Annotated in this window: 9 protein-coding genes; 7 read left to right on the forward strand and 2 right to left on the reverse strand. The window is 37.3% G+C overall.

The features are described 5' to 3' along the window. Window positions 1-95: 95 nt before the first annotated feature. Window positions 96-1,976: a fructose-bisphosphatase class III gene (locus tag IGK54_RS06310; protein WP_010777620.1), complete on the reverse strand. Its 1,881-nt coding sequence runs from the start codon at window positions 1,974-1,976 to the stop codon at window positions 96-98. Between the two features lie 197 nt (window positions 1,977-2,173). Here IGK54_RS06310 and lysA point away from each other — a divergent pair, with 197 nt between their 5' ends. Beyond that, complete coding sequence (lysA, locus tag IGK54_RS06315) at window positions 2,174-3,484, forward strand: diaminopimelate decarboxylase (RefSeq protein WP_025190726.1); 1,311 nt, start codon at window positions 2,174-2,176, stop codon at window positions 3,482-3,484. Window positions 3,485-3,629: 145 nt separating this feature from the next. Then, window positions 3,630-4,622: an alpha/beta hydrolase gene (locus IGK54_RS06320; protein ID WP_015543720.1), complete on the forward strand. Its 993-nt coding sequence runs from the start codon at window positions 3,630-3,632 to the stop codon at window positions 4,620-4,622. Window positions 4,623-4,805: 183 nt separating this feature from the next. On the opposite strand, the gene IGK54_RS06325 is transcribed toward IGK54_RS06320, so the two are convergent. Continuing rightward, entirely contained in the window at window positions 4,806-5,150 is a 345-nt protein-coding gene (locus tag IGK54_RS06325; protein ID WP_002357660.1) for a metal-sulfur cluster assembly factor, read from the reverse strand. A 275-nt stretch (window positions 5,151-5,425) separates the two neighbouring features. Here IGK54_RS06325 and IGK54_RS06330 point away from each other — a divergent pair, with 275 nt between their 5' ends. From IGK54_RS06330 to nagE, 5 genes are all read left to right on the forward strand, one after another. Further along, entirely contained in the window at window positions 5,426-6,490 is a 1,065-nt protein-coding gene (locus IGK54_RS06330; RefSeq protein WP_010777623.1) for a dipeptide epimerase, read from the forward strand. Between the two features lie 16 nt (window positions 6,491-6,506). Beyond that, a complete protein-coding gene (locus IGK54_RS06335; RefSeq protein ID WP_002357657.1) occupies window positions 6,507-7,883 on the forward strand; it encodes a transglutaminase-like domain-containing protein in 1,377 nt (458 codons plus the stop codon). A 17-nt stretch (window positions 7,884-7,900) separates the two neighbouring features. Next, a complete protein-coding gene (locus IGK54_RS06340) occupies window positions 7,901-9,553 on the forward strand; it encodes a peptide ABC transporter substrate-binding protein (RefSeq protein ID WP_142957170.1) in 1,653 nt (550 codons plus the stop codon). Between the two features lie 309 nt (window positions 9,554-9,862). After that, window positions 9,863-10,696, forward strand: coding sequence for a PRD domain-containing protein (locus IGK54_RS06345; protein WP_002357655.1), 834 nt, complete (start codon window positions 9,863-9,865; stop codon window positions 10,694-10,696). A 36-nt stretch (window positions 10,697-10,732) separates the two neighbouring features. After that, window positions 10,733-12,730: an N-acetylglucosamine-specific PTS transporter subunit IIBC gene (nagE, locus tag IGK54_RS06350; protein WP_142957171.1), complete on the forward strand. Its 1,998-nt coding sequence runs from the start codon at window positions 10,733-10,735 to the stop codon at window positions 12,728-12,730. The last annotated feature ends 65 nt before the right edge of the window (window positions 12,731-12,795 follow it).

The raw sequence follows: 12,795 nt of genomic DNA on the forward strand, positions 1-12,795 counted from the left end.
ATGTAAAACCCTTTCCGTTTCTCTAATAGATATTTTTCTCAACTCCTCCATTTAATCATTTTTCGGATAAGAGCGCAAGCGTCTTTTTAACGGCACTACTGGTTTTGTTTCATTTGTTTTTGGAGTGCTTGCGATTGCTTTAATAGCTCTTTGCCGATAGTGGTATCTTTCACCAATAGCCGCTGTAAGGGACGATCGATGACTTGTTTGATGGAATGAATGTCTTGATTATTTAAAATGGCTGTTTCTTTACTAGAAAAAGATTTATGCGCGGTCAGTTGTAAACCAAACGAGTTGTACAACAATGTATAACCAGCAATTCCAGTAATTGTCTGATAAGATTTTGAAAAGCCGCCGTCAATTACGAGAAGCGTGCCATTTGCTTTGATTGGCGATTCGCCTTTTGTTCGTTTAACTGGTGTATGGCCATTAATGATATGTCGATTTTCACCAGTCACTTCAAATTCATCTAGGATTCTTTCACAAACTTCAACCGTATCACGCAAAGAGTAATAAGGATTCTTTTCTTCGTAATGTGTTTCTTTTTCAGCGAGAAAATAACGCTCGAAGGTTTTCATAGCTCGTTTACCAAATAATGAGGAACCTTCGCCACACCAAAGATACCATAAACAATCTGTTGCATAGTCATCTGTGCTAGCAGGCTGAGCATAAGCTTCTTCTAACATTTCCTGAAAGAAGTCAACTAAAGCTTTTCCTGAATAGGAGTGGCCTTTAAATGTATAAGCTTGAAAAGTACCGTCCGCATTCAGAGGCAGACAGCCGTGGATCAATAAATTTTGATTATACACAAGGTAAAGAGAGGCTTTTTCCATTAGAAAGCGCATGTGTTTTGTTAACCGCGGTGAAGACTGAAATTGCGTTAATAAATCATCAATTATCTGTTTTTCCTCACGTGTTAATTGGTAAGGCTGCTCTTCAGAAACGGTTTGGAAACAGCTGTTAATTAATGTATAACGACATTCGTCAAAAGTAATAGTTTCCCCTTGAATCTTATCTAGGCGTAGCCGATGTGCCAAGTTAAAATCAGGGCGTCGACCAATAATTTGGCCTTCTAGTTTTTCTTGAATAATGGCAATGGCTTGTTGCACACGCATCGCTACTTGTTTTTCATCTTCAGTTAACGCACGATAGGGATTTTTCTTGGGTGCAAAAGCAGGATTTTCTTTATACGTTTCTAAACTAAATTTTTTTAAGGCGGTTAAATCGATAGCATAACGTTCTTCTAACAAATCTAAATTTCCATAGCGAGCACAAATACGTACTACATTGGCTAAACAAGCCAGTGAACCACTATAAGCAGCCAGCCAAATCATATCATGATTGCCTAGTTGAATATCCAAGGAGTGATAGGACATTAATCGGTCCATAATTTTATCTGGTGCTGGCCCCCGGTCATAGATATCCCCAATAACATGTAGGTGATCGATAATCAGACGTTGGATTAGATAAGCTAATTCTGTTACGAAACGTTTGGCTTCACCTAGTAAAATAATTTTTTCAATAATTTGTTGATAGTAACCGTTTTTGGTTGTTGTTTCATCATATTGATAAATCAATTCTTCGAGAATATACCCATAGGTTTCAGGAAGGGCTTTGCGAACTTTAGAACGTGTGTACTTCATCGAAGAAGAACGGACGATTTCAACCAGACGGCGAATCGTTAATAGCCACCATTCATAAGAGAGGGCGCTTTCATTTTCTAAAAGTGTTAATTTTTCTTCTGGATAGTAGATAATAAAACAAAGCTCGTCCATCTGATGGGCATTTAATTCTTGTTTAAATAAAAATTGAACTTTTTCTCGGATTCGCCCAGAACCATTTCTTAAAATATGGTCAAAAGCTTCAAATTCACCATGTAAATCACTGACAAAATGTTCTGTTCCTTTCGGTAAATTCAAAATTGCTTCCAAATTAATAATTTCTTCAATTTGTTGATTGCGGTTCAGTGTAGCCAAGTCATCTGCCTTCTTTCTTTTTCGTATATACCAATTTTGATTTAAAAGATTAAAGTATTGATAATAAAGGTTTTTTATTCGTATGCCAATTATTGTAGGCTATTTGGCGAAAAAAAGCAACAGGAGAAAGTCAGAGAAAAATGTGGAAAATTATAGGAAGCTACTGGGTTTTATGCTATGATTTTTAATAAAACAAAATGAAGGGGCGGGAAAACATGTTATTTGGTACAGCAAAAATGAATCGGGAAAATCATTTAGAAGTCGGTGGTTGTGACACCGTAAAGTTGGCGCAAAAATTCGGGACGCCGTTATTTGTTTATGATGTCGCTCATATTCGCGCGCAGGCACGTGGTTTTAAACAAACGTTAAATCAATTAGGTATAAAAAATAAAGTGGTTTATGCAAGTAAAGCATTTAGTTGTTTAGCTATTTATCAAGTGTTAAAGGAAGAAGATATTGCTTGTGATGTTGTCTCTGGTGGAGAACTATTCACAGCTTTAAAAGGGGGCATGGAGCCAGCGGAAATTGAGTTCCATGGAAATAATAAAACCCCTGAAGAATTACGTTATGCTTTGGATAACAAAATAGGTACAATTGTCATTGATAATTTTTACGAAATTGACTTGTTGGAAGAATTATTAGCTACACGAAACCAAACACAAAAAGTTCTTTTTCGGGTGAGTCCTGGTGTGGATGCAGAAACACATGATTACATTTTGACAGGCCAAGAAGATTCAAAATTTGGTTTTGATGTTGCAAGTGGCCAGGCAACAGAAGCGCTCGTTCGCCTTTTATCAAATCCCTCTTTTGATGTGCAAGGGGTCCATTGCCATATTGGCTCGCAAATTTTTGCTGTGGAAGGCTTTTTAGCTGCTGTTGAAAAAATGTTCACTATTTTAGAAGACTGGCGGCAAGTCCATCAATTTACAGCACGTGTTTTAAATATGGGTGGTGGTTTTGGTGTGCAGTACACGCAGCAAGATGAGCCATTAGCACCAGCAACATTTGTTGAAAAAATTGTTTATTCCTTGAAAGGTCATTGTGAACAATTAGGGTATCCACTGCCTGAGCTTTGGATTGAACCAGGCCGCAGTTTAATTGCCGAAGCGGGCACAACGATATATACAGTTGGCGCGCAAAAAGAGGTTCCTGGTGTTCGTCATTTTGTTTCCGTAGATGGTGGCATGGGTGATAATATACGGCCTGCTTTGTATCAAGCGGTTTATGATGGATTTCTAGCGAATCGTGATGGGCATGATTCAATCAAGAAAGTCACAGTGGTTGGTAAATATTGCGAATCAGGAGATGTCTTACTTCGAGATATTTTATTGCCAGAAGTTAAAGCAGGGGATTTATTGGCCATTAGTAGTACGGGGGCTTACGGTTATTCAATGGCAAGTAATTACAACCGAAATCCTCGACCAGCGGTGGTTTTTGTCGAAGATGGACAAGCAAAATTAGTTGCTCGCCGTGAGACATATGAAGATATGACAACGTTGGATTGTTGATAGATTAAAAGTAGCCGCCTCTTTTTGAGCCGGCTGCTTTTTTTCAAAAAATAACAAAATGTAAGGGTGATTTCTTTCAGAAATGAAAAATCCATAGTATATTAAATGAAGAAGGAAATACTTTAGAAGAGGGTGTGATTTGCAGATGAAATGGCTCCTCGGGTTACTGATCATTTTTGCAATGATTGGCGTTGTTTTTTCTGTTTACATTGCCAATTATTTTTTGAAAATTGCGTTGCTTAAAGACAACCCTTGGTATCATAAAAAAGGGCATCGGTTATTAAATCCTGATAATTTTCAAGAACGTGAAACAAGATATACAAAAATAGAAGAACAACAAAAACAAGAAGGCGAAGCTTTTTGGACAGAGTCTTTTGCTGAAGATCGTTGGTTGAAAATTAAAGATGAAACATTGTATGCACGGTGCTTTATTCCTTATCCAGATAACCATCGTTGGGCGATTTGTGTGCATGGTTATCGTTCAAACGGAAAACGCGATATGGCATATACTGCATTACGTTTTGCAGAAGAAGGCTACAATGTTTTAGTTCCCGATTTGCGTGCGCACGGGAAAAGTTCAGGTAATAAAATTGGGATGGGATGGCTGGATCGGTTAGATTTATTAAGTTGGCTTAGTGAAGTTCTTGCCATTGATATGGAAGCAGAAATTATTTTAGTGGGCGGTTCCATGGGAGCGGCTACTGTCATGATGGCAAGTGGTGAAAAGTTACCAACGAATGTCCGCGGATTAATAGTGGATTGTGGCTACACTTCTGTTTATGATGAATTTAAATATGTCCTACATGAATCTTTTCATTTACCCGCTTTTCCTATTTTAACAATTGCTAATCAATTAGCATTAAATAACTATGGCTTTCAATTGAAAACCGCTTCTTCCGTGAGACAATTACACAAAAATACGTTGCCCACATTCTTTATTCACGGTACAGGTGATCGCTTTGTTCCAATGACAATGTTTGAAGAAAATTTAGCGGCAACTCAGGGGATAAAAAAAGGTCTCATTGTTGCTAAAGCACCACATTTATCTTCAAGTGTCTACGAACCTGAAAATTATTACAGTAGTATTTTTGAATTTTTGGAAGAAAACTGTCCTGCAGTAAAAACAACATCCGACTAAAAAAGACATGGATTTTCATGATTCCATGTCTTTTTTTTGCCTGACTCGTTTAGCTAAATTTAAGTGCTTAAAAAGAAAAATAATAAAAGTTGGACTAGCAAACTATTAGCTAAACAAAAAACCACATAAAAAAACTAATCAGTCAGTTCTTTCAGGCGGTTTTTATCATTAGTCTCGAAATAACTAGCGAATACCCAAAGCAATTCGTGCGTAACGGCTCATTTTATCCGTTGTCCAAGCAGGGTACCAGACTAATTTTACTTCGATATTATTCACTTCAGGAATATCTTTTAAAACACCATGGATTTGTTCTGTTAAAACATCTGCTAACGGACAACCCATTGTGGTTAAGGTCATTTTGATGACAGTATCACCAGTTTCTTCTGCAAATTCAACTTCATAAATTAGTCCTAAATTAACAATATCGATGCCTAATTCAGGGTCAATCACTGTTTCTAATGCAGTTAAAATATCTTCTTTAATTGCTTCAACTTCTTCGGTTGAACGTTGTTGAGGTTGTTCACTCATTCGTCTTCTACTCCTTTGCAAGTTGCCTCTTTACTATCATACCTTTTTTAAGAATGTTTGTAAATGAGAAGTATCTCACATGTCATGGAATTTACTGATTTACTAAAAAAGCTCATAAAATTCGAAATTCATTTTATTTTAATCAAAATCTCATTATTTTGTTGACATTAGAAAACAATGAGTTTAGAATGATCGATAACAATCTAAATTTAATTTTTGGATATTTTTAAAAAACTGAATTTTCAGTCAATTGAAAATATCAAAGGGAGGATTTTATGAAAATTAAGCAGGTACATGTTAGGGCATCAAAAATCAAGCTGAAAGAAACATTTACAATCGCTTTGGGGACGATTGAATCCGCGGATAGTGCAATTGTGGAAATTGAAACAGAAGAGGGACTTATTGGATATGGAGAAGGAGGGCCAGGCATTTTTATTACCGGTGAAACGTTGGCTGGCACGCTTGAAACGATCGAATTATTTGGCCAAGCAATCATTGGCTTAAACCCCTTTAATATTGAGAAAATTCATGAAGTGATGGATAAAATATCTGCTTTCGCTCCAGCGGCAAAAGCAGCAATCGATATTGCTTGTTATGATTTGATGGGTCAGAAAGCTCAACTGCCTCTTTATCAATTGTTAGGCGGCTATGATAACCAAGTAATAACGGATATTACACTAGGTATTGATGAACCAAATGTGATGGCACAAAAAGCCGTCGAAAAAGTCAAACTAGGTTTTGATACATTAAAAATTAAAGTCGGAACAGGAATTGAAGCTGATATCGCAAGAGTAAAAGCGATTCGTGAAGCAGTTGGCTTTGATATCAAGCTCCGCTTAGATGCGAATCAGGCTTGGACGCCCAAAGATGCAGTTAAAGCGATTCAAGAATTAGCAGATTATCAAATTGAATTAGTGGAACAGCCAGTTAAAAGACGCGATTTAGAAGGTCTAAAATACGTTACTTCACAAGTTAATACGACAATTATGGCTGATGAAAGCTGTTTTGATGCTCAAGATGCGTTGGAATTAGTTAAAAAAGGCACAGTCGATGTTATCAATATAAAATTAATGAAGTGTGGCGGCATTCATGAAGCGCTGAAAATTAATCAGATTTGTGAAACAGCAGGCATCGAATGCATGATTGGTTGCATGGCGGAAGAAACAACCATTGGCATCACGGCTGCTGCCCATTTAGCTGCTGCTCAAAAGAATATCACACGAGCAGATTTAGATGCGACATTCGGTTTAGAAACTGCGCCCGTAACTGGGGGCGTATCCTTAGAAGCAAAACCATTATTGGAATTAGGAGAAGCAGCTGGATTAGGCATTTCTCAATAAAAAAGGAGTAAAACAAATGAAGTATGATTTAAAGTATCTTAGTGTCCCTTTGCCTGAGGAAATTCAAAGGGTGAAAGAATTTGGCGATTTTGCAAGTGCGGATATTGCCATTGATTTTTGGTTGACAAAAGAACTTCCGCAGGCATTAAAAGAACGTTTGATAATTGAAAAAGATGTCATTAAAATGATGCGTATGAATGAGTATCCTCATAGCTTTGCAAAAGCTGATCAAATGATGAGAGACACTTTTCAGGATTATCAAACAGAGGAATTAATTCGTTTAAAAGAAACGGGTTTAGTGGACTGGGTTTATATTGACGGTGAACCGTATTTCCAACTTCGATTTTTGGCCAATTTAATTAAAACAAATGCGGCATATGTTGCACGTTTGCGGGAAGCAGAAAGCAATCAATTAGAAATTCTCCGCAAAAAAGAACTAAAAGAGAACATCGAACAAATGCAAAAAAACGGTGGTAGAAAAGTGAGAACAACAATTAAAGCCACCATTCAGGTGAAAAAAGAATTTGAGCGTCCAGGTGAGCGTGTTCGTGTCCATTTGCCGCTGCCCAAAGCGTGTCAACAACAATCAGAAATTGAAATCCTAGCTACGTCACCTGAAGCAACCTATATTGCGGCAGAAGATGCGCCTCAACGAACACTGTGTTTTGAAACAATCTTAAAAGAAAATCAAACGTTTACAGTTGAATATTGTTATGTTAATCGGATGGTTTACCAACAGTTAGAAGAAAATAACGTAGACAAAATGCAACCAAGCTTTGATTTAGAGGAACAGTTACCGCATATTCGATTCACGCCTTATTTAAGAAATTTAGCAGATGAGATTGTGGGCGATGAAAGTAATCCCTTAAAAAAGGCACGCTTGATTTATGACTTTGTGACGACAAAGATTCATTATTCTTTCATGCGTGAATATTTTACAATTTCCAATATTTCAGAGTATGCTGCAACTAATTTAAAAGGTGACTGCGGCGTGCAAGCGATTTTGTTTATCACGCTTTGTCGGATTGCAGGGATACCAGCCAAATGGCAATCGGGATTATATGTTTCTACACATTATACAGGCTGTCATGATTGGGCACAATTTTATATAGAACCGTACGGCTGGCTCTTTGCGGATTTATCTTTTGGCGGAGGTGCTTACCGAGACGGGGATAGACAGCGGTGGAATCATTATTTCGGCAATTTAGATGTTTTTAGAATGGTCGCAAATAGTGAGATCCAGGCAGACTTTCAGCCGGCGAAAATGCAATTGCGTGCAGACCCAATTGACAACCAGCGGGGAGAATTTGAGTACGAAAATGAGGGCTTGCCCTACGCATGCTTGATAGTTTCGCAAGAACGGCTTTCCATGGAAGAGTTGCCGTTTGATTGACACATAGGGGGAATAGTATGAAAAAGTTAAAAATGATGGGGATTATGTTATTTGTTAGTACGGTCTTGGTAGGTTGTGGCACAACAGCAGAAACAAAAAGAGACGAGAAAGCAACTGAGAAAACCAGTGTCTCGAAAAAAGTTTTAAATTTAATGGAGAACTCGGAAATCGGTTCAATGGATTCTATTTTTACACAAGATGAAGCCAGTATTAACGCACAGTCCAATGTCTTTGAAGGGTTATATCAATTGGATGAAAAAGATCAACTAATACCTGCTGCCGCTAAAGAGATGCCAGAAATTTCTGAAGATGGCAAACGATATACCATTAAACTAAGAGAAGATGGCCAGTGGTCTAATGGTGATGCTGTAACAGCCAATGATTTCGTTTTTGCTTGGCGTAAATTAGCGAATCCCAAAAACCAAGCCAATTACTTTTTCTTGTTAGAAGGAACGATTCTGAACGGAACAGCTATTACAAAAGAGGAAAAAGCACCAGAGGAATTGGGTGTCAAAGCGCTTGATGATTATACTTTAGAGGTTACTTTAGAAAAGCCTGTACCATATTTTACGTCCTTATTGGCATTTTCTCCATTTTTCCCACAAAACGAAGCATTCGTGAAAGAAAAAGGACAAGCCTATGGCACTTCTAGTGAAATGATTGTATCTAATGGTCCGTTTTTAATGAAAAATTGGGATCAGTCAGCGATGTCGTGGGATTTTGTGCGTAATCCCGACTATTACGATAAAGAAAAAGTAAAATCAGAAACGATTCATTTTGAAGTTCTTAAAGAAACCAATACCGTTTATAATTTGTACGAATCAGGTGAATTAGATGTGGCTGTCTTAACAGGAGATTTTGCTAAACAAAATCGAGACAACCCAGACTATGAAGCAATCGAACGGTCAAAAGTCTATTCCTTACGTTTAAACCAAAAAAGAAACGAAAAACCATCCATTTTTGCAAATGAGAATGTCCGCAAAGCTTTAGCTTATGCTTTGGATAAAAAAAGTTTAGTCGATAATATTTTAGCAGATGGTTCAAAAGAAATTTATGGGTACATTCCAGAAAAATTTGTATATAACCCAGAAACGAATGAAGATTTTCGTCAAGAAGCAGGCGCCCTTGTCAAAACAGACGCCAAAAAAGCCAAAGAGTATTTAGATAAAGCAAAAGCAGAGCTAAACGGAGATGTAGCCATTGAACTTCTTTCAAGAGATGGTGATAGTGACCGAAAAGTTGCTGAATTTATCCAAGGCCAGTTACAAGAAACGTTGCCTGGTCTCACTATTAATGTCAAAACAGTTCCTTTAAATAATGCGATTGAATTAATGAGAAAAGGGGATTATGAATTGTCTGTTGGCATGTGGGGACCCGATTATCAGGATCCAATGACTTTCTTAGAAAGCTCAGTTAGTGGTAACCGTATGAACTATTCTAGCCCAACGTTTGATCAACTAATTGAAGAAGCAACAACTAAATACGCAAATGATCCTGAAACTCGTTGGCAAACATTAATTAAAGCTGAAAAAGTATTGGTGGAAGAAGATGCCGCTTTAATTCCTTTATACCAAGAGGCTCGTAGTCAGCTTATACGACCAGGTGTCAAAGGTATTCAGTATCATAACTTCGGTGCAACGAGCACATATAAGTATGCCTATAAAGAATAAATTAGTGAACAAAAGTACCTTTAGCTGAAGGTACTTTTTTCCCGATAAGAGCTTCTTTTTTGTTAATAGTCAACAATTAATAAAAAAATAATTGAAAAAGGTTGACAAAAATAATGATACTCGTTAGAATAAGCACTGTTAACAAATGAATAGCGTTTTCATGTGACTAGATAATACTAGGCATGGAAGAATTTCGTAATACAATGTGGTGTACAATGGTTACGCAACATGTTTAACGGGATTGTTCTATGCTTTTTTTGTTGTTTTCACTGAAAATGTTAGAATTACTTCTGCAGAAGAGGGTCATTTATGAAAATTAAAAAGGTGCTAAATCAAAATGCTGTACTTGTTCTTGACGAAGGACAGGAGAAAGTAGCTGTCGGTAAAGGCGTCGGGTTTAATAAGACTAAAAATGATGTCTTATCTCGACAATTGGTGGAGCGGATGTTTGTGATGGAGCCAGAAGGACTGAAAAAACTTCAAGTATTGCTATCACAAATCGAAGACAAATACTTTTTAGCGAGTGAAGAAATTATCCAACATGCTGAAACGGTATTGGGTGAAAAGTTGAATGAACATATTAATATTGGGTTGAGTGATCACATTGCTTTTGCAGCTGAAAATATTCAAAATAATATTATTGTTCGGAACAAGCTTTTAAGTGAAATTGAGATTTTATATAGTGAAGAATTTGCTATTGCTCAATGGGCTGTAGAATATTTAACACAAACCTTAGAGATTCCATTTAGTTATGATGAAGCGGGGTATATTGCGATTCATATCCATAGTGCTCGCAGCGGGCGTACTGATAATAGTAAAAGTATCCGTGAAGTTACAATCGTTTCTGAAATTATTCATTTAATCGAGCAGGAATTGGCTATTGATATTCATGATGATAAAAATAGTCTCAGTTATTCACGTTTGGTGAATCATTTACGTTTGTTTATTCATCGCTTCCAACAAAATCAATATGCTGTTTTAGATGAAGAAATTTTGGAAGTCGTAAAGAAAAAGTATGCTGAAAGCTATGAAATCTCAAAAAAAGTACAAGTCTTATTAATGAGAAATTTTCATTATCAAGTACCAAATGAAGAACTTGGTTATTTATCGATTCACATTGAACGATTAAGAATGACCAAATAATAAAAATTAAATAGTTTATGTGAGGAGTTACGTATAATGAAAGCGTATATGCAAAGAATGGGACGTTCGTTAATGTTACCAGTTGCTGTATTACCGGCGGCTTCTTTATTAGTCGGTATTGCTAACTGGATCGTGGGTACAATCGGCGCTAGTCCAGCCACAACTTTTCTAATGAATGGTGGATTGGCTATCTTAAACAACTTAGCATTATTATTTGCGGTTGGTTTAGCGTTAGGAATGTCAAAAGATAAAGATGGATCGGCAGCATTAGCTGGTTTAGTCGCTTATTTAGTGCCAAAAACTGTTTTAGCGCCTGCTTCTATCCAAGCCATTAAAGGCTTCAAGGATATTGCTGAAGTAAACCCAGCCTTCAACAGCATGGACAACAATGTCTTTGTCGGGATTGTCGCTGGTTTAGTTGCTGCGGCAATGTATAATCGTTTCTCTGGTGTGAAATTGCCAATGGCTTTATCATTCTTTAGTGGAAAACGTTTAGTTCCTATTATGTCAGCTATTTCGATGTTAGCAATCTCAGCTGTCTTATTCTTCTTCTGGCCAGTTGTTTATAACGGATTAGTTGCTTTTGGTAAAGGAATCTCTAGCTTAGGTTTCGTAGGAGCTGGCTTGTATGGTTTCTTTAACCGACTATTAATTCCAACAGGCTTACATCATGCTTTGAATTCTGTTTTCTGGTTTGATGTTGCTGGTATCAATGATATTGGGAACTTTTTAGCTGGTCAACAAGCGTTAGATACTGGTAAAGCAATTGTAGGACAAACAGGGATGTATCAAGCTGGTTTCTTCCCAGTAATGATGTTTGGTTTACCAGCAGGCGCGTTTGCTATTTATCAATGTGCACGTCCTGAGAAGAAAAAAGTTACAGCTTCATTAATGTTAGCTGCTGGTTTTGCGGCTTTCTTTACAGGCGTTACTGAACCTTTAGAATTCTCATTTATGTTCGTTGCTTGGCCTTTATATGTTTTACATGCAGTCTTTACAGGTATTTCTTTAGCATTCGCTGCGTTTATGCATTGGACAGCTGGCTTTGCCTTTAGTGCAGGTTTTGTAGACTTCTTCTTAAGTTTGAAAAACCCAGTCGCGAATCATCCAATGATGTTGGTGGTTCAAGGACTTGTCTTTGCAGCAATTTACTACTTCGGTTTCCGTTTTGCAATCACTAAGTTTAACTTAATGACACCAGGACGTGAAGAAGGCGATGGCGAAGAAACGCCAGATGTTGCAGAAGGTGACAACAAATTTGCTTCTCTAGCTCGTCGTATTTATGATGGTTTAGGCGCTGATGCTAATGTAACTTCTATTGATAACTGTACAACTCGTTTACGCTTAACAGTGAAAGATACAGGCAAAGTGGATCAAGCAAAAATTAAAGCAACTGGGGTTCCTGGTGTGAAAGTCATTGATGACACCAATATCCAAGTGATTGTTGGTACGGAAGTACAATTTGTTGCTGACGAAATGCAACGATTATATAACCACCAAGCGCCAGCAACACCAGTCAAAGAAACACCTGTTTCTCAACCAGTTGTTGAAAAAAAAGCACCAGTTTCAACAAAAGAAACTGAATTATATTCTGTAGCGAATGGGAAAGTTATTCCTATTTCTGAAGTACCAGATGATGTTTTCTCAGCAAAAATGATGGGTGACGGTTACGCTGTCGTACCAACAGACGGCGAAGTTTCAACACCCGTTGCTGGTAAAATTACTAGCATTTTCCCAACAAAACATGCGTTAGGTATCCAAACAGATTCAGGCATTGAAGTATTATTACACATGGGTCTAGATACTGTTGAGTTACAAGGTGGACCATTTACATTACATGTTGAAGAAGGCCAAGTTGTAAAACAAGGCGATAAAATTGCAACCATTGATTTAGCCGCATTAGAACAAGCTGGCAAAAAATCAGATTTAATTGTTGTTTTCACAAATCAAGATATCGTTGCTCAATACGATTTACAAAAAGCAGGTCAAACGACTTCAATGAATGATGTAATCGGAAATGTTACCGTAAAATAAAAGTAAAAAAGGGCTAGCCGCAAGGCAGCCCTTTTTTTGTATTCTTTGAAAGTGTTAGTGTCTGT

Origin of the sequence: Enterococcus sp. DIV2384, from assembly GCF_050534975.1 — a bacterium.
GTDB lineage: Bacteria > Bacillota > Bacilli > Lactobacillales > Enterococcaceae > Enterococcus > Enterococcus faecalis.

Coding starts and splice junctions, on each gene's coding strand:
- lysA (WP_025190726.1), top strand. CDS start 2,174: ATGAAGGGGCGGGAAAACATGTTATTTGGTACAGCAAAAATGAATCGG.
- IGK54_RS06320 (WP_015543720.1), top strand. CDS start 3,630: ATGAAATGGCTCCTCGGGTTACTGATCATTTTTGCAATGATTGGCGTT.
- IGK54_RS06325 (WP_002357660.1), bottom strand. CDS start 5,150: ATGAGTGAACAACCTCAACAACGTTCAACCGAAGAAGTTGAAGCAATT.
- IGK54_RS06330 (WP_010777623.1), top strand. CDS start 5,426: ATGAAAATTAAGCAGGTACATGTTAGGGCATCAAAAATCAAGCTGAAA.
- IGK54_RS06335 (WP_002357657.1), top strand. CDS start 6,507: ATGAAGTATGATTTAAAGTATCTTAGTGTCCCTTTGCCTGAGGAAATT.
- IGK54_RS06340 (WP_142957170.1), top strand. CDS start 7,901: ATGAAAAAGTTAAAAATGATGGGGATTATGTTATTTGTTAGTACGGTC.
- IGK54_RS06345 (WP_002357655.1), top strand. CDS start 9,863: ATGAAAATTAAAAAGGTGCTAAATCAAAATGCTGTACTTGTTCTTGAC.
- nagE (WP_142957171.1), top strand. CDS start 10,733: ATGAAAGCGTATATGCAAAGAATGGGACGTTCGTTAATGTTACCAGTT.